We start from the raw sequence: 18676 nt of genomic DNA on the forward strand, positions 1-18676 counted from the left end.
GCACGTTCCCTGATTAAATAATGCCGTCCCGGTCCGAAACAACCGTAAAAGCTGGTCTTCCCAACGACGAAAGTGGACAAAACCTTGCGCGGTCCACCGGGTGCTGTCCATCCGCGCCGAACCCGTAGCACATACCGATCATCGGCACACCAAGCAAATCCGCGCCGGCCCAAAGGCTTGGCAAGGTTTCCCGCACCGGAACCGGCAGGTCGGGCACCCCCTTCGGCGCCTGCCGACCTGCCCATTCGCGCCAGCCGTCGGCCCCCAGCGCCGCGACCATGACAGGGCGGCAATGGCTGGACGACACCCTCAGGTCGAATCGGCCGTCCCAACGGATTGCCTCTCCGGGGGCCGCTGTCGGCCGCTCCGTCACCGCCGCCGGTTCGCGCGCCACCATGACGGCGCCGCGCCGCATCCGAACGACGCAGCCGCCCAAGGTTCCGCCCTGCCCTTCCGACAACCGGTAGAGCAGCCGCTCCAGCGCCTCGTCGCGCACCGGATGCGCCGGCCCGCCGACCGCCGCCAGTGCGGCGCCCAGCGCCCGCAGCGCGATCTCCAGCGGTGCGGCGTGCAGAGGCGCCGGCGCCAGGGTGATCCAGCCCTCCGGATGAACGGTCGCGGCCTCCGCCAGCAGCGCCGCCGTCGCCTGTTCCAGCGCCGCCCGGGCACGGCCCGCCCGCCGGGCGACCTCGCCCAGCCGGCCGGCATCGAGCCCCTCCCCGTCCAGGCTCTCGCGGGCGGCGCGCAGCCGGGCACGGGCGAAGCGCGGGTTTCGGTTGGAGGGATCCTCGATCCAGTCCACGCCTCCGGCGCGGCAGGTCGCCAGCAGCCGGTCATGGGAAAAGCGCAGCAGCGGCCGGATCACCCGCACCGCCCCATCGGCACGGACGGGCGCCATCCCGGCCAGCCCATCGATGCCGGAGCCGCGGGCCAGGCGCAGCAGCACCGTTTCGGCCTGATCGTCGCGATGATGGGCGAGCGCCAGATGAAGGATGCCGGCTTCGGCGCAGGCCGCGCCGAGCAGCCGGTGCCGCGCCGTCCGGGCCGCCGCCTGCACGCCGGCCAACGGCTTCGCCCCGTCCCAGCGCAGGATGCGGTGGGGAACGCCGAGACGGACCATCGCCCGCCCGACCGCTGCCGCCTCCCCGGCGGACTCGGGCCGCAGCCCATGATCGACGGTCAGTGCCAGCAGGCTTCCGCCCCGCTCTGCGACCCAATGCCGCAGCAGCAGGACCAGCGCCACGCTGTCGCCGCCACCGGAAACCCCGACGGCGACGGCCGGCGCCGGCTCGAATCCGCCCAGCGCCGCCAGGGCACGGACGAACTCCTTCGGCGATACCGGCCTGCCGTCTCCGGAGTCGCCACCCATCAGGCCGGGCAATTGATGCGCTTGCGCTCCGTATCGGCGCGGCGCTTCACGCTGGCCGAGGCTTCGGGGAACTTGGTCAGCAGCTGGCCGAAGGCGGTGCAGGCGTCCGACTTCTTGTTCATCTGCTGCAGGGTCATGCCCAGCTTCAGCAGGCTGTCGGCCGCCTTCGGGTTGGTGCGGTACTTCGACAGCACCTCGGCGAAGGCCTGGGCCGCTTCCGGGAACTTGTTGCGGACGTAATAGCTTTCGCCCAGCCAATACTGCGCGTTGCCGGCATAGGCGTGCGACTTGTTCTTGACGATGAACTCCTGCAACGCCTTCTCCGCCCGGTCATAGTCGGAGTTGCGCAGCAGTTCGAACGCCTGCTCATATTGCTTTTCCGGCGACAGGCCGGCAGTCGAGGGCGGATTGGCCGCCGCGGTCTGCGCGGGCTTGTCGGCCTTCTTGTCGTCCGAAGCGGCAGCCTTCGACGGCTTGGTCGGCGCGGCATCGGACATCGCGCCACCCATGGCGCCCCCGGCGGTCCCGCCGCCCTTCTCCAGCTCCTTCAACCGGAAATCGACGTCGGAATTGACCTTCTCCAGACGCTCGCGCAGCTGGGTGACCTGATAGCTCGACTCCTCGTACTTGCCGGTCAGATCCTGGATGGTGCGTTCGAGGTTTTGCAGGCGAATCTCGAAATCGGCGGCGACGGAGGGCGACAGCTGCGCCACCTCCACCGGACCGCCCAGCGCGGCGACCTGCGTTTCCAGCGATTGCAGCCGCTCGATCTGCCCCTTCGACTGGGCCAGGGCGGGGGTTGCCGCGAGCATGCCACCCAGCAGCAGGGCGGCGACGGGACGGATGTTGGTCATGCGCGTGGGATCCTGAGGAGATCTGATGCCGGGGGAGCACCCACGGCGACCATGGCGAACGATAAAGGCGACGCGATGGCCGCTGTTTAGCAGAACTTGCGCGTCCGCGCAAAGAACCGACCTCGCCGGATTTTCCCGGCCCCAAAAAACATATCGCCGAAAAGATGTCGCCAAAAAGAAAAGGCGCCGCCCCCGGTTGCCCGGCGGCGGCGCCCTTCCCTGTTCCCCGTCAGGCGGGGACCGGCGTCATCAGTTGACGACGGTCACGCCACGGCGGTTCTGCGACCAGGCGGCCTCGTTCGAACCAACGACGGCCGGACGCTCCTTGCCATAGGAGACGACGTTGACGCGGTTCGGGGTGATGCCCTTGGCGGCCAGGTAGTTCTTCACCGAGTTGGCGCGACGCTCACCCAGGGCGAGGTTGTACTCGCGGGTGCCGCGCTCGTCGGCATGGCCTTCGACGGTGACGGTGACCGAGCCGTAGGTCTGCAGCCACTTGGCCTGACGGTCGAGGGTGGCGCGAGCCTCCGGCGACAGGTCGAAGCGGTCGAGGCCGAAGAAGACGCGGTCGCCGACGTTGACGACGAAATCTTCCGCCGAGCCCGGACGGACCGACGACTGCTGGGCACCGGTGTTGGCGCCGTTGGCGGCGTCGTTCGGAGTGGATTCGCAAGCGGCGAGCAGAGCAACCGCGGCGAGAGCGAGGAACTTCATACGCATGTTCAGGGACCCCTTGAACGAAACTTGTTTGATGGCCGAACTTTGTCTGCACGGGAGCCGCTTCTTTCCGCCAATCCCCGACGAAAAGACGACGTTCGACCTTTGTCTTGAGCATTGCTCCCGCGTGGCCGCAAAATAGGGCTACTCCACTAGGGAATCAAGGGCGACCACGCGGGGTCCGACGCGTCGACCGGGGTGCTCACGCGACGCTCGTTGGCGCCGGTGATGTCGATGCTGTACAGCTTTGCGTTGCGGCCACGCCCGTCACCCGACGGCAAGTCCTTGAAGAACATGATAACTCGGCCGTTGGGAGCCCAGGTCGGACCCTCGACGTGGAAGGCTTCGGTCAGGATCCGCTCCCCCGTCCCATCCGGACGGATTACGCCAACTGCAAAGCTGCTACCACGCTGGCGCGTGAATGCGATCAGATCGCCGCGCGGCGACCACACCGGCGTACCGTAGCGGCCCTCGCCGAAGGTCAGCCGCTTCACGCCCGAGCCGTCGGCGCCCATGACATAGAGCTGCTGGGTGCCGCCGCGGTCCGACTCGAAGACGATGCGCTGGCCGTCCGGCGAATAGCTCGGGCCGGTGTCGATGCCCGGCGCATCGGTCAGCTGGGTCTGGCGGCGGGTGCGCAGGTCCAGCGTGTAGATGTCGGTATTGCCGTTCTGCGCCATCGACATGATGACCTTGTTGCCGTCCGGCGAGAAGCGCGGGGCGAAGGTCATGCCGGGGAAGTCGCCCAGGACCTCCTGGCGGCCGGTGTCGATGTTAAACAGGTACACGCGCGGCTTCTTGTTGAAGTACGACATGTACGTGATTTCCTGGGACGTCGGCGAGAAGCGCGGCGTCAGGACCAGGGTCTGTCCGTCGGTCAGGAACTGATGGTTGGCGCTGTCCTGGTCCATGATGGCCAGCTGCTTCTTGCGCGCGTTCGCCGGGCCGGATTCGGCGACATAGACGATGCGCGTGTCGAAATAGCCGTCCTCGCCGGTCAGGCGCTTATAGATGGCGTCGGCCACGATGTGGGCGATGCGGCGCCATTCCTGCGGCGAGGCGCTGTAGCTCAGCCCCTGCATGTACTGGCCGGCGGCGACGTCCCACAGGCGGAAATCGACCTTCATGCGGCCGTCGGCGCCCGTGGTGGTGTTGCCGGCGACCAGGGCCTGGGCGCCCAGCGCCTTCCAGTCCTGATAGCGCGGCTCGCCGCTGCGCAGCTGGTCCGGCGTCTGCAGGAAGCCGCGCGGGTCCAGCGGCTTGAACAGGCCGGACCGCTCCAGGTCGTCGGAGATCACCTTGGAGATGTCGGCGCCCATCTGCACATCGCGCCCGCCCGATCCGGCGAAGCTGGTGATGGCGATGGGCAGCGGCTCGGACACGCCCCGCGTGATGTCGATGCGCAACTCGGCGCGCGCCTCCTGCGGAGCGGCAACGCCGAGGGAGAGGAGAAGCGCGCCGGTGGCCCCGGCCAGCTTCAACAGAAGCCTCGTCTTCGTCGTCATGGTCAGAACATGTCCCTCGGGTCGAAATTGAACACGATGAAGCGCCAATCTTCATAAGTCTGCGGCGTGAACTCGCTGGTCAACAGTTCCAGGGGGCTGGACCGCTTGACCGCGCGCACCGCCGCGTCGGCCGACGCCCGGAAGGCGGCATCCGACATGTAGCGCGACCTGTACTTGTCGTCGATCCAGGCGCGAACCACGCTGTGGTCGCGGCCGACCTCCACATGGATCTCGATCTGCATCGAGCCTGCGTCCTTGCGGCCGCTGTCGAAGTTCCAGTTCTTGCTCAGCTGGCCGCGGATGGCGTCGAGCGCACGGCCGGACGGCTTGAACGGCTTGTCGGGGCCGTTTGTTGCCTTGGCCGCTCCGGCCGGAGCCGCGGACGCGGTCTTCTGGCTGGGCTTGGCGTCGCTGTTGGCGCTGGCCGATGCCTTGCCGTCAGCCTTCGGGTTGTCCGACGGCTTGATCTTACCGACGTTCGACAGCAGATCGGACAGCGGGTCGGCCTTGGCCGACGGCTTCTCCGGCTGCTTGGCCGGCGCATCCGCCTTCTTCGCCTCGGCCTTGGCATCCTTCGCCGGCTCGGCCTTCGCGACCTCCTTGGCAGGCTCCTTCGGCGGCTCCGGCTTCTTCGGTTCCGCCTTGGGCGGTTCCGGTTTCGGCGGTTCCGGCTTGGGAGGCTCGGGCTTTTTCGGCTCAGGCTTGGGCGGCTCCGGCTTCGGAGGCTCAGGCTTGGGCTCGTGCTTCGGCGGTTCCGGTTTGGGCGGTTCCGGCTTCGGCGGCTCGGGCTTGGGAGGCTCCGGCGGCTTCGGAGTCGGCGACGGCGCCGGATCCGGGGGCGGAGGCGGCGGGGGTGGCGGCGGAGGAGGAGGCGGGGGCGTCGGAGCGGGCTTGGGCGGCGGCGTCGGCTCGCGCGGGGGCGGCGGCACCTGAGCAACCTTCGGCGGCTCCGGCGTCCTGGCAGGCGGCGGCGGGGGCGGGGGCGGCTCGTCCTCCTCGTCCGGCGGTTCCGGCGCCGGCGGGGCGGGCTTGGCCTCGGGCATCGGCGGACGCGCGGCGGTGGCCGGCTTCGGCTCGCCCTTCTCGGTCCGGGCGGCCTGGGTGACTTCGCCGATGTCGACGATCTCGATCGGGATCGAGGAGGCGATTTCGAGCTTGCGATCGCTGGGCGGCATGCCGAGCACCATCAGCGCGACCAGCGCGACGTGCAGCACCGCCGAGGCGATCAGGGGCTTGCGCATGGGAGTTCCGCCCGCCTCAACGCGCCGGCTTGGGCGCGCCGACCCGCGCGCTGGACGCGGTCGGGCCGTTCGGCATCTCGGCGACCAGACCGACCTTCTTAAAGCCGGCGGCGCTCATGGTGCCCATCACCTCCAGCATCTTGCCATAGGCGATCTTGGCGTCGCCGCGGACCAGGATGCGGGCCTCGGGGTTGTTGTTGGTCACCGCGATCAGCAGCGGCACCATGTTGGTCAGCTCGACCGGCGTCTCCTGGACGAAGACGCGGCCGTCGGTCTGCACGGTGACGAACAGCGGGTCCTTCTGCTGCTCCAGCGGAGCGGCATTGGTTTTGGGCAGGTCGACCGGCACGCCGACGGTTAGCATCGGAGCGGCGACCATGAAGACGATCAGCAGGACCAGCATGACGTCGATGAACGGCGTCATGTTGATCTCGGCCATCGCGCGATAGCCCCGGCGCTTGCCGCGCCCGTGGGATTTGCCTGCGAGTTGTCCGGCCATGGTTCAGGCGGCTCCCCGCTCCTCGAGGTGGCGGGACAGGATCGCCGAGAACTCGCCCGAGAAGGTGTCCAACCGGTCGGCGTAGCGGCCGAGGTCGGTGGAGAACTTGTTGTAGGAGAGCACCGCCGGGATGGCGGCCAGCAGGCCCATGGCGGTGGCGAACAGCGCCTCGGCGATGCCCGGCGCCACCACGGCGAGGCTGGTGTTGCCCGAGCCGGCGATCGAGGTGAAGGAGTTCATGATGCCCCACACCGTGCCGAACAGGCCGATGAAGGGGGCGGTCGACCCGACCGAAGCCAGGAAGGTCATGTAGCGTTCGGCCCGCGCCATCTCGCGGCCGATGCTCACCGCCATCACCCGCTCGACCCGCTGCTGCAGCGAGCTTTTCATCGTGCCGCCGATGCCGCGGTCGGCGGCGTGGCGCCATTCGCGCATGCCGGCGGCGAAGGTCGCGGCCATCGGGTCGGCCGGGCTCTGGCCGATGCGGTCGTACAGCGCGTCGAGCGACCCGCCGGACCAGAAGGCCTCCTCGAACGAGTCGGCCTGGGCGTTCAGCCGGCGGATGCGCATCAGCTTCTCGATGATGATCGCCCAGCACCAGATCGAGGCGACGACGAGCATCATCATCACGATCTTGACGACCGCGTCGGCCTGCCAGAACAGGCCGAGGATCGTGATCTCATGTGCCGTCGTGGCGGCGGCATTGCCGGCCAGTTGGGCGGTTTGCAGGGCGTCCATCGCTGTCAGTCTCGCGTTTGCGCTGTTGGCACGGGGAGTGGAAGGAAACGGTCGATACGATCAGGCAGGCGGGTCAAGCGGGAGAAGAGGCGTTTTGCTTTGCATGCAGCGTCTCCATCGCCGCTTTCACCGGATCTGGAAGGCGCACTGCCCGCCCGGCCCGGTTGATCGTCACCAGCTGCAGGTCGGCGCGCGCCAGCACGCGACCGTCACGGCGGATGACTTGTGCAAGTGCGAAGGAGGCACCGCGGATATCGACGATTCGGGTTTCCACTTCAAGCGTGTCCTCCAGCTTGGCAGGGGCGTCAAAATCAATGGTCAGGCGCCGTACCGCAAATGACACACCTGTGACATCGCCCAAACCCCCGGCCATCTCCCTTTGACGGAAGCCCATCAGGTACAGCATCTCCGTGCGCGCCCGCTCCGCGAATCGCAGGTAATTGGCGTGGTAGACGATGCCGCCGGCGTCGGTGTCCTCGTAATAGACCCGCAGCGGATACCGGTGCGTGCCGTCCTCCGCGAACCATCCGGAATGGGCGGAAGCGTTACTCATCCCCCTCCCCCTCCGTCGGGTCGGGAACGCGGTCCAGCAGGTCGAGCTGCCGGAGCGGCGCGTTCGGCGGGTTGAGCCCGAGATAGCGGAAGCCCTGGTCGGTCAGCATGCGCCCGCGCGGCGTGCGCTGCAAAAAGCCCTGCTGGATCAGGTAGGGTTCGACCACCTCCTCCAGCACGTCGCGCTGCTCGCCCAGCGCCGCACCCAGCGTCTCGACGCCGACCGGCCCGCCGCCATAGTTGTTGGCGACCAGCCCAAGATAGCGGCGGTCCATGCTGTCGAGTCCCAGCCGGTCGACCTCCAGCCGGGTCAGCGCGGCATCGGCGACGCGCTTGTCGACCTCCTCCACCCCGGCCACTGCGGCAAAATCGCGCACCCGGCGCAGCAGCCGGCCCGACACGCGCGGCGTGCCGCGCGCCCGGTTGGCGATCTCGCGCGCCCCCTCCGGCGTGATGCCCATGCCGAGCACGCCGGCGGCGCGGCGGACGATCAGCTCCAGCTCGTCCGGCTCGTAGAATTGCAGGCGCACGGGAATGCCGAAGCGTTCGCGCAAGGGGCGCGTGATCAGGCCGCTGCGCGTCGTGGCGCCGACAAGGGTGAAGGGCGGCAGGTCGATCCGGATGGACCGCGCCGACGGGCCTTCGCCAATGATGAGGTCGAGCTGGAAATCCTCCATGGCGGGATAGAGCACCTCTTCCACGGCGGGATTAAGGCGATGAATCTCGTCGATGAAGAGGACGTCGTGCGGCTGCAGGTTGGTCAGCAGCGCCGCCAGATCGCCGGCCCGGGCGATGACCGGGCCGGAGGTGGCGCGGAAGCCGACGCCCAGCTCGCGCGCCACGATCTGCGCCAGCGTGGTCTTGCCCAGGCCGGGGGGCCCGAACAGCAGCACATGGTCCAGCGCCTCGTTGCGGGAGCGGGCGGCCTGGATGAAGATCGACAGATTCTCGCGCGCCTGGCGCTGACCGATGAACTCGGCGAGCGACAGCGGGCGGATCGACGCCTCGGCCGAATCGCCGTGGCCCTGGCCCGGCTGGACCAGACGGTCGGAGTTGGGGTCGCTCATTGGCTCAGTTCCTTGAGGCCCTGGCGGATCAGATCGGATACGCCGGCGTCATCGCCCAGTACGCGCCCGGCGGCGACGACCGCGCCGAAGGCCTCCGACCGGCCATAGCCGAGATTGACCAGCGCCGACACCGCATCGGCCAGAGCCGGGGTGGCTCCCGGCACGGCGGCGGGGGCGCCCTTGCCGGCTGGCGCGCCCCCGCTGGCGGCGGGGCCGAGCGCCAGATTGCCGACCTTGTCCTTGAGTTCGTTGAGGATGCGCGCCGCCACCTTCGGCCCGACGCCGTCGGCGCGCACCAGCGCGGTCTTGTCCTGCGAGGCGATGGCGCGGGTCAGCTGGTCGGGGTCGAGCACGCCCAGAATCGACAGCGCCAGCCGGGCGCCGACGCCCTGGATGGTGGTCAGCAGCTTGAACCATTCCCGGTCCGCCTGGTCGCCGAAGCCGTGCAGGACGATGCGTTCCTCGCGGATGAAGGTCTCGACCACCAGCGACGCCCGCTCCCCCACCGCCAGACGCGACAGCGTGCGGTTGGAGCAGGACAGCAGGTAACCGACGCCGTTCACGTCGAGCACGACCCAGTCGGTGCCGGTGGAATCGACGATGCCGGTCAGCTTGGCGATCATGGATCAGGACTCCGAGTCCCTCTCCCGCCCCGGGAGAGGGTGGCCCGCAGGGCCGGGTGAGGGGTTCGCCACGGCGACCGGCCGCCTCAGGACGGAGGTTTCGTCCAGGCGCGCCTTGATCGTCGTCAGGACACCGTCGAGGTTGTCGCCGACATCGTTGTTCCAGAACCGCATGATGCGAAAACCGGCCTGCTCCAGCATCCTGGTGCGCCGTTCATCGTGAGAGGCGCGCTGCTCCGCATGCTGGCCGCCATCCAGTTCGATGATCAGCCGGTGATCGTGCGAGACGAAGTCGACGGTGAAGCCGAATATAGGTTCCTGACGGCGGAATTTCGCCCCCAACTGGCCGTTCCGCAGCTTCTGCCACAGCATTTTTTCCACTTCCGTGGAATCGCGGCGAAGCACGCGAGTTCGTTCGGATTCCTGAGGAGTTGGGAGACGCTTGGCTTGGATGGAGACATCCGTGACGGATAGCCCCTCACCCTCCCCGCCTGCGGCGGGTCCCCTCCCTCTCCCGGGACGGGAGAGGGCGCTTTGCGCCCGTTGTGACGAGATATCCCCCCGCCGCCACATCGTCCAGCTGGCGCGGTGGTGTGCATGGCAGATCGCTATGGCGAGGGCGTCGGCGGCGTCCGGCGAGGCGATCTCGCAGCCGGGCAGCAGCAGCCGCACCATCGTCTGGACCTGCGCCTTCTCGGCGCGGCCCTGGCCGACGACCGCCTTCTTGACCATGTTGTTGGCGTATTCCGCCACAGCCAGCCCGGCCTGGGCCGGCACCAGCAGGGCCACGGCGCGGGCCTGCCCCAGCTTGAGCGTGGAGACCGCGTTGTTGTTGACGAAGGTCTCCTCCACCGCCGCCTCGTCGGGGCGGTAGCGCTCCACCACCGCCGACAGCGCGTCGTGGAGCTGCACCAGACGCTCGGCCAGCGGGCAGCGGTCGTCGGAATGCACCGCGCCGTCGGCGACGTGGCTCAGGCGGTTGCCCGCCACGTCGATGATGCCCCAGCCGGTGTGGCGCAAGCCGGGGTCGATCCCCAGCAGCCGCACCGGCGAAGGCACCGTCGCCTCACTTCGTCCTGCCCGCGCAAACACGGCACCCGCTCTCCGCTTGCAAGACCCGCGTTCAGCTTACGCGGTCAGCTTCTGCATCAGCTCGTCGGAGATGTCGAAGTTGCCTTCGACCACCTGGACGTCGTCGTTGTCCTCCAGCACGTCCAGCAGCTTCAGCAGGCTGGCCGCGGCATCCTCGCTCGGCGCGACGGTGTTCAGCGGACGCCAGGTCAGGCGCGCGCTCTCCGCACCGCCGAACTTGGCCTCCAGCGCATCGCGCACAATGCCGAAATTCTCCACCGTGGTGGTGACCTCGTGGCCGTTCTCGTCGGATTCGACGTTGTCGGCACCGGCCTCCAGCGCCACCTCGAACACGGCGTCCGCATCCGCGGCGGCGGCCGGGTAGAAGATCGCACCGATGCGGCTGAACATGAAGCTGACCGAGTTGGTCTCGCCCAGGCTGCCGCCATACTTGGTGAAGCTGGAGCGCACTTCCGCGGCGGTGCGGTTGCGGTTGTCGGTCAGCGCCTCGACGATCAGGGCGACGCCGCCGGGGCCATAGCCCTCGTACCGCACCTCTTCGTAGTTGGCGTCGTCGCCGCCGCCGGGCGTGCCCTGCTTGATGGCGCGGTCGATGCGGTCGCGCGGCATGTTCTGCGCGCGTCCGGCCAGAATGGCGGCGCGCAGGCGCGGGTTGGCCGCCGGGTCCGGCAGGCCGCTCTTGGCGGCGACGGTGATCTCGCGGGCGAGCTTGTTGAAGATCTTGGACCGCTTGGCGTCCTGCGCGCCCTTGCGGTGCATGATGTTCTTGAACTGGGAATGACCGGCCATGGGTCGAACGAGCCTCGAAACGGAATTGGTCAATCGGGCGGGGTTAAGCGCACGACACATGTAACAGGTCTGCCGCCCCACCGCACCTTTTCGGCGCGGGAGACGACACCCACGGGATTAGAAAGTCAATATGGCGAGATTGCGGCACGGCCGAAGCCGCGGCCGTGACGGCCTTACTGCATCCGTTCCGGCAAGGTCGGGCTCAGCCGCCCGCCGATGCGCAACGGCTCGATGCGGACCGCCAGCCCGGTACGGTCGTCGGTCTCGACGTAGCAGCCGCAGACGGTGCCTTCCCCTTCCGCCGGCGACAGCCGCTCGGTCGGCAGCTTCCGCACCATCTTGGCCAGCGCCACCTCCTTCTTCATGCCGATGGCGCTGTCGTAATCGCCGCACATGCCGGCATCGGACTGGTAGGCGGTGCCCTTCGGCAGGACCATGTGGTCGGCGGTCGGCACATGGCTGTGGGTGCCCACCACCAGCGAGGCACGGCCGTCGCAGAAATGGCCCATGATCATCTTCTCGCTGGTCGCCTCGCCGTGCATGTCGATCAGCACGGCATCGACGCCGCCCCCTCCCTGGCCGGCCCCGAGCCGGTGCGCCTTCAGCACACGGTCCACCGCCGCGAACGGATCGTCCATCGGCTCCATGAACAGGCGCAGCAGCACGTTGACGACCAGCACCTTGCGCCCGCCGCGCGCCTGAAGCAGCACATAGCCACGGCCCGGCGTGCCCTCCGGGTAGTTCACCGGGCGGACGATGCGCGGCTGCTGCTCGATGGTGGAAACCAGTTCCTTCTGGTCCCATGTATGGTTGCCCAGCGTCACCACGTCGATACCGGCCTCGAAGAACTCCTCGGCGATCTTGACGGTGACGCCGTAGCCGCCGGCCGAATTCTCGCCGTTCACCACCGTCAGGTCGGGGTCCAGCTTCTCGCGCAGCATCGGCATATGCGCCAGTACAGCCTCGCGCCCGGACCGGCCGACCACATCGCCGAAGAACAGAATCCGCATCGCCCCAACCTTCCCGTATAACTTACTTGTGAATGCGGAGCGTCTCGCGCTCCGTCACGATCCAGTCCAGCCGCTCGTCATGGCCGTCCACCGGAACCGCCGGCATCTCCTGCGCGGCGAAGGCCACGCCGACAGCGACCACCGCGCCCGCCCGGCCGGCCCGCAGGCCGTCCAGCGTCCGGTCGTAATAGCCGGCGCCATAGCCCAGCCGGTGGCCGGAGCGGTCGAAGGCCAGCAGCGGCACCAGCAGCAGCGACGGCACCAGGACCGCACGCCCTTCCGCCGGTTCCCGGATGCCGTAGCGGCCGGCCGTCATCGGCGCCTGCGGGTCCCAGTCACGGAACAGCAGCGCGGTGCCGCGCGGCCCGGAGACTGGTAGCCCGACCGGATGGCCGAGTTCTTTAAGATGGAGCAAAGCCGGCCGCGCGTCGAGTTCCGAGCCCAGCGGCCAATATCCCCCGGCGGCACCGCGCGGCAGATGGCCGTCGCGCGCCAGTTCGGCGATGCGGTCGCGCAAGGCGTCGGAGGCGGTGGAGCGGTCGCGGTCGGCGATGGCGTCGCGCCGGGCGCGCGCCTCGCGGCGGGCGGCGTCCTTGGCTTGCGGATCGGTCATCGCGGACTGCGTGCGGCGGGAGGGAACGGAGCAACCCTGGAACAGGGTGGCCCCGGAATAAGGTGGAAGGTGCCGCCTCGGCCGGTGGCCATATGCCTATCCTCCATGGCCTGCATGAGCAGGTGGGCGCCGTGTACCCGGCCCGATGGGCCGGACAGGGACAGCTCCCTAGAGTTCAAGGTTATCGGCCCTGGGGATTATTGCAGCCTGTCGAACCAGGCAGCGCTCCTTCCGTGTACCAATCTAGGCGCGCTCGAGCCGCGCGGCAACCTCTTCGATGCGTTTTGCGACACGATCGAGTTCGCCGGCCACCGCGGCCTCGTCGATTGCGGGGGCGATGCCCTTGCCGGACATCACGTCCTGGAGCTCGTCGGCCAGTACCAGACAGGTCATCAGCATCATCTGCGCCTCCGACCCGCTGCGCCCGCCGCCGGTCAGCCGGCGCAGGCGGTCGTCCACATAGGCCGCCAGCTCGCGCAGCCGGCCCTCCTGCCCGTCCTCGCACAGCATGCGGTAGAAGCGGCCGTTCACTTCGATGTCGACCTGCGCCATGGCGTCAGCTCTCCAGCACGTGTTGCAGGCGGGCGATGGCGACCTCCAGACGCTGCGACACCGCTTCCGCGGTGGCCTGGGCGGTCGCCCGGTCGGCCCGCGCGGTTTCCAGCGCCTGCGACAGGTCCTGCTCACGCCGGACGACCCGCTCCTCGCGGGCGGCTGCCGCATGGTCGAGGCGTTCCACGGCACGGCCGAGGCGGTCGAGTGCGGCTTTCAGGGAATCCATGGACGTCAACCTCGACCTGTGGGCACGTCATGTTCGATGGCCGGCGGACCCGGACCGGCTTTCCGCCAAGCCGAGCCGCTGCCTTATCGGAGCGCCTAGACTTGGGCCGGCACACCGACCGCGTCAACCGTCACGACGGACTCTTCCACCGAATGCCCATACTGAATACCGGGGCGTGACGGAACGTCGCAACCGATGCATCAGTGTCGAACCTTTAACCGGCGCAGGGCTTCCCACACGGACGAGAGGCCTCTGCCATGCCATTCCCTACCCCAATCCCATGTTGACCTGCGGACGGCGGTTCTGCATGGTGCGCCCGTTTCGCGGCGCCTTTTGGGGTGACCGCGCGACCACCGTTGCCGACGCCGCAACCGCGCCCGACCCGCAGGAAACGCCAGATGTCCGCTGACTCCGCCCAGCCCTCCCTCCACACGATGGCCAGCGCGATCCGCGCGCTCTCCATGGACGCGGTCGAGGCCGCGAAGTCCGGCCACCCCGGCATGCCGATGGGCATGGCCGACGTCGCCACGGTCCTGTTCACGCAGTTCCTGAAGTTCGATCCGAAGAACCCGACCTGGGCCGACCGCGACCGCTTCGTGCTGTCGGCCGGCCACGGCTCGATGCTGCTCTACTCGCTGGCCTACCTGACCGGCTACGAGCGCATGACCATCGACGAGATCAAGCGCTTCCGCCAGTTGCACAGCCTGACCCCCGGCCACCCGGAAGTCGACCCCAGCCTCGGCATCGAGATGACCACCGGCCCGCTGGGCCAGGGCGTCTCCACCGCCGTCGGCATGGCGCTGGCGGAGCGGATCACCAACGCCCGCTTCGGCGACGAGCTGATCGACCACTACACCTACGTCATCGCGTCGGACGGCGACCTGATGGAGGGCGTCAGCCACGAGGCCTGCTCGCTGGCCGGCCATCTCGGGCTGAACCGCCTGATCGTGCTGTGGGACGACAACCACATCTCCATCGACGGTACGACCGACCTCAGCTTCACTGACGACACCCAGGCGCGCTTCCGCTCCTACGGCTGGAACACCATCGCCGTCGACGGCCACGACACCGACGCGGTGTCGAAGGCCATCGCCCAGGCCCGCACCTCCACCGACAAGCCGACGCTGATCGCCTGCCGTACCATCATCGGCAAGGGTGCGCCGAACAAGGCCAACAGCCACGCCTGCCACGGCTCGCCGCTGGGCGCCGACGAGGTGGCCGCGACCCGCACCGCCATCGGCTGGACCCATGAGCCCTTCGTCGTTCCCGACGAGGTGCTGTCCGCCTGGCGGGCCGCCGGGACCCGCAGCGTCGAGGCGTACAACGCCTGGAGCAGCCGCCGCGCCACCCTGAGCGCCGAGGCCGGCAAGGCCTTCGACGAGGCGTTCAGCCATGGCGTGCCGAGCGCGCTGACCGACACCATCGTCGCCTTCAAGCAGAAGATCAGCGCCGAGAAGCCGAGCTGGGCGACCCGCGTCGCCTCCGGCAACACGCTGGAAGTGCTGGTGCCGGCGATCCCGGAGATGGTCGGTGGCTCCGCCGACCTGACCCCGTCGAACAACACCAAGGTCAAGAACACCGCCGACGTGAAGGGCAAGGGCGAGTTCGCCGGCCGCTACGTCCGCTACGGCGTGCGCGAGCACGGCATGGCGACGCTGATGAACGGCATGACGCTGCATGGCGGCATCATTCCCTACGGCGGCACCTTCATGCAGTTCGCCGACTATTGCCGCCCGGCGATCCGTCTGGCCGCACTGATGAAGCAGCGCACCATCTTCGTGATGACCCACGACTCGATCGGTCTCGGCGAGGACGGCCCGACCCACCAGCCGGTCGAGCATCTGGCCGCGCTGCGCGCCATCCCGAACCTGCTGGTCCTGCGCCCGGCCGACGCGGTCGAGACCGCCGAATGCTGGCAGATCGCGCTGGAGGCCACCGGCGCCCCGTCGGTGCTGGCGCTGACCCGTCAGAACGTGCCGACGCTGCGCACCGAGCACACCGCCGAGAACCTGTCGGCCCGCGGCGCCTACGTGATCGTCGAGGCCGAGGGTGAGCGCAAGGCCACCATCCTCGCCACCGGTTCGGAAGTGTCGCTGGCGGTTGAGGCCCGCAAGTCCCTGCAGGCCCAGGGCATCGGCACCGCCGTTGTGTCTATGCCGAGTTGGGAACTGTTCGAACGCCAGGACGACGCCTACAAGGCGTCCGTGCTCGGCACCGGCGTGCGCGTCGGCGTCGAGGCGGCGATCCGTCTGGGCTGGGACCGCTGGCTGGGCGACAAGGGCGCCTTCGTCGGCATGGCCGGCTTCGGCGAATCGGCCCCCTACCAGGAACTGTACAAGCACTTCGGCATCACCGCCGAAGCGGTCGTGGACGCCGTTAAGGCGCGTCTCTGAGAGAAGCCGAAGGGGCGTCCAGCCGAATTCGGACGCCCCACATCCAACTGGAGGAAGTCATGGCTGTACGGGTAGCGATCAATGGTTTTGGCCGCATCGGCCGTCTGGTTCTGCGCGCCATCTACGAGAGCGGCCGCAAGGACGTGGAGGTCGTGGCGATCAACGACCTCGCCGATCTGAAGGCCAACGCCCACCTGCTGAAGTACGACAGCGTCCACGGCCGCTTCCCCGGCACCATCGAGACCGGCGACGGCGTGCTGATCGTCAACGGCCACTCCATCAAGGTCGTGCAGGAGCGTGACCCGGCCAAGCTGCCGTGGAAGGATCTGGGCGTCCAGATCGCCATGGAATGCTCGGGCATCTTCACCAAGCGCGCCGATGCCGCCAAGCATCTGGAAGCCGGCGCCGAGAAGGTGCTGATCTCCGCTCCGGCGACCGACGAGGACATCACCGTCGTCTACGGCGTCAACCACGACAAGCTGACCGCCGAGCACAAGATCGTCTCGAACGCGTCCTGCACCACCAACTGCCTGGCCCCGGTGGCCTTCGTGCTGAACAACCTCGTCGGCATCGAAAAGGGCTTCATGACGACGATCCACTCCTACACGGGTGACCAGCGGATCGTCGACACCAACCACAAGGACCTGCACCGCGCCCGCGCCGCGGCCCTGAACATGATCCCGACCTCGACCGGTGCGGCCAAGGCCGTCGGCAAGGTTCTGCCGGAGCTGAAGGGCAAGCTGGACGGCACCGCCATGCGCGTTCCGACCCCGAACGTGTCGGTCGTCGACTTCAAGTTCACGTCCAAGCGCGCCACCTCGGTCGAGGAGATCACCAAAGCGATCTCCGACGCCGCCAACGGCCCGCTGAAGGGCGTGCTGGAGGCCTACACCGAGGATCTGGTTTCGACCGACTTCAACCACGACCCGCACAGCTCGATCTTCGCGCTGAACGAGACCAAGGTCATCGACGGCAACTTCGTCCGCATTATGACCTGGTACGACAACGAGTGGGGCTTCTCCAACCGGATGAGCGACACCGCCGTCGCCATGGCGAACGCCAAGTAAGCCTCGCGTCTGCAAGAAAAAGGCGCCTTCCTCGCGGAAGGCGCCTTTTTTCTTTGAGGCAACCGGCCCTCAGGCCGCCCGCACCGTCGCCAGGAAGTCGCCGACCTGCGCAGTCAGCCCGGCGGCCTCGCCGGTCAGCTTGCCGAGCGCATCGACCAGTTCGCGGGCGGTGCGGCCGCTCTCGTCGGACGCGGCGGTGACGCCGGAGATGCTGCTCGACACCTCGCCGGTGCCGGCGGCGGCCTGCTGGACCGAACGGGTGATCTCCGCGGTTGCGGCGTTCTGCTGCTCGACCGCGGCGGAAATCGCCGTGGCGATGCCGCTGAGCCGCTCGATCACCGCCGCCACCTTCTGGATCTCCGTCACCGCCTGACCGGTCACCGTCTGGATGCCGCTCATCTGGCCGCCGATCTCATCGGTGGCCTTGGCCGTCTGGTTGGCCAGCGCCTTCACCTCGCTGGCGACGACGGCGAAGCCCTTGCCGGCCTCCCCCGCCCGCGCCGCCTCGATGGTGGCGTTCAGCGCCAGCAGGTTGGTCTGGCCGGCGATGGAGTTGATCAGCCCGACCACAGTGCCGATTCGCTCGACCGCCTCGGCCAGGCTGCTGATTCGGCCGGTGGCCTCCTGTGCCATGCCGACCGCCTCGCCGGCGACGCGGCTGGCTTCCGACACCTGCCGGCCGATCTCGACGATGGAGCCGGTCAGCTCTTCCGACGCGGCGGCGACGGTCTGCACATTGGCGGCGGTGTCGTCGCTGGCGCTGGCGACGATGCCGGCCAGCTGGCTGGTCTGCTCCGCCGCCTGCGACATCGCCCGCACCTTCTGCCCCAGCGCGTCGGTGGTGGTGGAGACGGAGCGGATCATGCCGCCCACCGTCCCTTCGAAGCGCGCCGCCAGCCGGTCCATTGACTGGCGCTTTTCCTCCTCCACCCGGCGGGCAGCTTCGGCCTGCTCGGCCTCCAGCCGGCGGCTCGCCTCGGCATTGTCCCGGAACACCTGGACCGCACGGCCCATGTCGCCCAGCTCGTCGCCGTTTTCCGTCTCCGGCACGGTGACGGACAGGTTGCCGTCAGCGAGCGCCCGCATGGCATCGGACAGGCGGCGGATGCGCCGGCTGATCGAGTTGCCGACCAGCGCAATCAGCCCGACCACCGGCAGGGCGAGCCCGCCGACGATGGCCGCCATGGTCCACAGGCTGCTGGCGAAGCGGGCGTCCAGATCGTCGATGTAGACGCCGGTGCCGATCAGCAGCTGCCAGGGCTCGAACATCTTGACGTAGCTGAGCTTGGGCAGCGGCACCTCGGTGTTCGGCTTGGGATACATGTAGTCCACGAAGCCGTCGCCCTTAGTGCGCGCGGTGTCGACCAGCGCCCGGACGAAGAACACACCGTTCGAGTCCTTGTTGTCACGCTGGTCCTTGCCGATGACATCGGGCCGGACCGGATGAACGACGGTCTGGTAGTTCAGGTTTTGGACAAAGATATAGTCTTTTCCATTGTAGAACATGGTGTTGAGATTGGACTTGAACCGCTCGAACGCCTGTTCGCGCGTCAGGTGCCCGGCCTTGACTTCAGCTTCATATCCGGTGGCCAGTCCATGGGCGGTATGCACGACGGAGCGCAAGGTCTCCTTCCGCTCCTCCAGCATGTTGCGCTGGTCGAGCCAAAGGGCGGCGGCGGCAATGGCGATGGACACGGCGCCGGCCAGCGCTACGAGTGCCCACAGCTTCGCACGCAAAGTCATCTTCGGTCCGCTCATAAGGCATC

At 68.4% G+C, this 18676-nt stretch carries 19 protein-coding genes, 1 other RNA gene and 1 pseudogene; 2 read left to right on the forward strand and 19 right to left on the reverse strand.

What is annotated here, in order from left to right; genetic code table 11:
- Nucleotides 1-13 precede the first annotated feature (13 nt).
- The 18 genes and pseudogenes from tilS to ABNQ38_RS19120 all read right to left on the reverse strand — a co-directional run bounded on the left by tilS (nt 14) and on the right by ABNQ38_RS19120 (nt 13450).
- On the reverse strand, nt 14-1381 hold the full coding sequence (tilS, locus tag ABNQ38_RS19035) for a tRNA lysidine(34) synthetase TilS (protein ID WP_377809737.1): 1368 nt from the start codon (nt 1379-1381) through the stop codon (nt 14-16).
- Nucleotides 1369-2223 (reverse strand): tol-pal system protein YbgF, encoded by an 855-nt coding sequence (ybgF, locus tag ABNQ38_RS19040; RefSeq protein WP_377809738.1) that lies wholly within the window; start codon nt 2221-2223, stop codon nt 1369-1371. Before ybgF ends, tilS begins: the two co-directional genes overlap by 13 nt.
- A gap of 249 nt (nt 2224-2472) precedes the next feature.
- Complete coding sequence (gene pal, locus ABNQ38_RS19045; protein WP_098740232.1) at nt 2473-2943, reverse strand: peptidoglycan-associated lipoprotein Pal; 471 nt, start codon at nt 2941-2943, stop codon at nt 2473-2475.
- A gap of 149 nt (nt 2944-3092) precedes the next feature.
- Nucleotides 3093-4445, reverse strand: coding sequence for a Tol-Pal system beta propeller repeat protein TolB (gene tolB / locus ABNQ38_RS19050; protein ID WP_109051799.1), 1353 nt, complete (start codon nt 4443-4445; stop codon nt 3093-3095).
- A gap of 2 nt (nt 4446-4447) precedes the next feature.
- Nucleotides 4448-5686: a hypothetical protein gene (locus ABNQ38_RS19055; protein WP_377809739.1), complete on the reverse strand. Its 1239-nt coding sequence runs from the start codon at nt 5684-5686 to the stop codon at nt 4448-4450.
- A 16-nt stretch (nt 5687-5702) separates the two neighbouring features.
- Nucleotides 5703-6185 carry a biopolymer transporter ExbD gene (locus tag ABNQ38_RS19060; RefSeq protein ID WP_085088826.1) on the reverse strand — a complete coding sequence of 161 codons (483 nt, stop codon included), beginning with the start codon at nt 6183-6185 and terminating at the stop codon, nt 5703-5705.
- Nucleotides 6186-6188: 3 nt separating this feature from the next.
- Entirely contained in the window at nt 6189-6923 is a 735-nt protein-coding gene (gene tolQ / locus ABNQ38_RS19065) for a protein TolQ (RefSeq protein WP_377809740.1), read from the reverse strand.
- A gap of 73 nt (nt 6924-6996) precedes the next feature.
- Nucleotides 6997-7476 (reverse strand): tol-pal system-associated acyl-CoA thioesterase, encoded by a 480-nt coding sequence (ybgC, locus tag ABNQ38_RS19070; RefSeq protein WP_377809741.1) that lies wholly within the window; start codon nt 7474-7476, stop codon nt 6997-6999.
- Nucleotides 7469-8542 (reverse strand): Holliday junction branch migration DNA helicase RuvB, encoded by a 1074-nt coding sequence (gene ruvB / locus ABNQ38_RS19075; RefSeq protein ID WP_377809742.1) that lies wholly within the window; start codon nt 8540-8542, stop codon nt 7469-7471. Before ruvB ends, ybgC begins: the two co-directional genes overlap by 8 nt.
- Nucleotides 8539-9165 carry a Holliday junction branch migration protein RuvA gene (gene ruvA / locus ABNQ38_RS19080; RefSeq protein ID WP_377809743.1) on the reverse strand — a complete coding sequence of 209 codons (627 nt, stop codon included), beginning with the start codon at nt 9163-9165 and terminating at the stop codon, nt 8539-8541. Before ruvA ends, ruvB begins: the two co-directional genes overlap by 4 nt.
- A gap of 3 nt (nt 9166-9168) precedes the next feature.
- Nucleotides 9169-9738 carry an endonuclease domain-containing protein gene (locus ABNQ38_RS19085; protein ID WP_377810100.1) on the reverse strand — a complete coding sequence of 190 codons (570 nt, stop codon included), beginning with the start codon at nt 9736-9738 and terminating at the stop codon, nt 9169-9171.
- A 6-nt stretch (nt 9739-9744) separates the two neighbouring features.
- Nucleotides 9745-10212: pseudogene (ruvC, locus tag ABNQ38_RS19090) on the reverse strand (crossover junction endodeoxyribonuclease RuvC); the annotation flags it as partial.
- 81 nt (nt 10213-10293) lie between these two features.
- Complete coding sequence (locus ABNQ38_RS19095; RefSeq protein WP_098740241.1) at nt 10294-11046, reverse strand: YebC/PmpR family DNA-binding transcriptional regulator; 753 nt, start codon at nt 11044-11046, stop codon at nt 10294-10296.
- A 173-nt stretch (nt 11047-11219) separates the two neighbouring features.
- Nucleotides 11220-12056 (reverse strand): YmdB family metallophosphoesterase, encoded by an 837-nt coding sequence (locus tag ABNQ38_RS19100; RefSeq protein WP_377809744.1) that lies wholly within the window; start codon nt 12054-12056, stop codon nt 11220-11222.
- Nucleotides 12057-12078: 22 nt separating this feature from the next.
- Nucleotides 12079-12669 (reverse strand): 5-formyltetrahydrofolate cyclo-ligase, encoded by a 591-nt coding sequence (locus ABNQ38_RS19105; protein ID WP_377809745.1) that lies wholly within the window; start codon nt 12667-12669, stop codon nt 12079-12081.
- 65 nt (nt 12670-12734) lie between these two features.
- Nucleotides 12735-12898, reverse strand: a non-coding RNA gene (gene ssrS, locus ABNQ38_RS19110) — 6S RNA.
- A 14-nt stretch (nt 12899-12912) separates the two neighbouring features.
- A complete protein-coding gene (locus ABNQ38_RS19115; RefSeq protein WP_098740243.1) occupies nt 12913-13221 on the reverse strand; it encodes a cell division protein ZapA in 309 nt (102 codons plus the stop codon).
- Nucleotides 13222-13225: 4 nt separating this feature from the next.
- Complete coding sequence (locus ABNQ38_RS19120; protein ID WP_109448310.1) at nt 13226-13450, reverse strand: hypothetical protein; 225 nt, start codon at nt 13448-13450, stop codon at nt 13226-13228.
- 398 nt (nt 13451-13848) lie between these two features.
- Between ABNQ38_RS19120 and tkt the strand changes: the two genes are divergently transcribed.
- Both tkt and gap read left to right on the forward strand, forming a co-directional pair.
- Nucleotides 13849-15843: a transketolase gene (gene tkt, locus ABNQ38_RS19125; RefSeq protein ID WP_377809746.1), complete on the forward strand. Its 1995-nt coding sequence runs from the start codon at nt 13849-13851 to the stop codon at nt 15841-15843.
- 59 nt (nt 15844-15902) lie between these two features.
- Complete coding sequence (gene gap, locus ABNQ38_RS19130) at nt 15903-16910, forward strand: type I glyceraldehyde-3-phosphate dehydrogenase (protein ID WP_200198011.1); 1008 nt, start codon at nt 15903-15905, stop codon at nt 16908-16910.
- A gap of 69 nt (nt 16911-16979) precedes the next feature.
- Here gap and ABNQ38_RS19135 read toward each other — a convergent pair whose 3' ends face one another.
- On the reverse strand, nt 16980-18668 hold the full coding sequence (locus ABNQ38_RS19135; RefSeq protein ID WP_377809747.1) for a methyl-accepting chemotaxis protein: 1689 nt from the start codon (nt 18666-18668) through the stop codon (nt 16980-16982).
- Between the last annotated feature and the right edge of the window lie 8 nt (nt 18669-18676).

This window comes from Azospirillum sp. A29 (assembly GCF_042604625.1).
GTDB lineage: Bacteria > Pseudomonadota > Alphaproteobacteria > Azospirillales > Azospirillaceae > Azospirillum > Azospirillum palustre.

Bases quoted from the DNA above. Each gene is read 5' to 3' on its own strand.
- ybgF (WP_377809738.1), bottom strand. From the start codon at position 2,223: ATGACCAACATCCGTCCCGTCGCCGCCCTGCTGCTGGGTGGCATGCTC.
- pal (WP_098740232.1), bottom strand. From the start codon at position 2,943: ATGCGTATGAAGTTCCTCGCTCTCGCCGCGGTTGCTCTGCTCGCCGCT.
- tolB (WP_109051799.1), bottom strand. From the start codon at position 4,445: ATGACGACGAAGACGAGGCTTCTGTTGAAGCTGGCCGGGGCCACCGGC.
- ABNQ38_RS19055 (WP_377809739.1), bottom strand. From the start codon at position 5,686: ATGCGCAAGCCCCTGATCGCCTCGGCGGTGCTGCACGTCGCGCTGGTC.
- ABNQ38_RS19060 (WP_085088826.1), bottom strand. From the start codon at position 6,185: ATGGCCGGACAACTCGCAGGCAAATCCCACGGGCGCGGCAAGCGCCGG.
- tolQ (WP_377809740.1), bottom strand. From the start codon at position 6,923: ATGGACGCCCTGCAAACCGCCCAACTGGCCGGCAATGCCGCCGCCACG.
- ybgC (WP_377809741.1), bottom strand. From the start codon at position 7,476: ATGAGTAACGCTTCCGCCCATTCCGGATGGTTCGCGGAGGACGGCACG.
- ruvB (WP_377809742.1), bottom strand. From the start codon at position 8,542: ATGAGCGACCCCAACTCCGACCGTCTGGTCCAGCCGGGCCAGGGCCAC.
- ruvA (WP_377809743.1), bottom strand. From the start codon at position 9,165: ATGATCGCCAAGCTGACCGGCATCGTCGATTCCACCGGCACCGACTGG.
- ABNQ38_RS19085 (WP_377810100.1), bottom strand. From the start codon at position 9,738: ATGTGGCGGCGGGGGGATATCTCGTCACAACGGGCGCAAAGCGCCCTC.
- ABNQ38_RS19095 (WP_098740241.1), bottom strand. From the start codon at position 11,046: ATGGCCGGTCATTCCCAGTTCAAGAACATCATGCACCGCAAGGGCGCG.
- ABNQ38_RS19100 (WP_377809744.1), bottom strand. From the start codon at position 12,056: ATGCGGATTCTGTTCTTCGGCGATGTGGTCGGCCGGTCCGGGCGCGAG.
- ABNQ38_RS19105 (WP_377809745.1), bottom strand. From the start codon at position 12,669: ATGACCGATCCGCAAGCCAAGGACGCCGCCCGCCGCGAGGCGCGCGCC.
- ABNQ38_RS19115 (WP_098740243.1), bottom strand. From the start codon at position 13,221: ATGGCGCAGGTCGACATCGAAGTGAACGGCCGCTTCTACCGCATGCTG.
- ABNQ38_RS19120 (WP_109448310.1), bottom strand. From the start codon at position 13,450: ATGGATTCCCTGAAAGCCGCACTCGACCGCCTCGGCCGTGCCGTGGAA.
- tkt (WP_377809746.1), top strand. From the start codon at position 13,849: ATGTCCGCTGACTCCGCCCAGCCCTCCCTCCACACGATGGCCAGCGCG.
- gap (WP_200198011.1), top strand. From the start codon at position 15,903: ATGGCTGTACGGGTAGCGATCAATGGTTTTGGCCGCATCGGCCGTCTG.
- ABNQ38_RS19135 (WP_377809747.1), bottom strand. From the start codon at position 18,668: ATGAGCGGACCGAAGATGACTTTGCGTGCGAAGCTGTGGGCACTCGTA.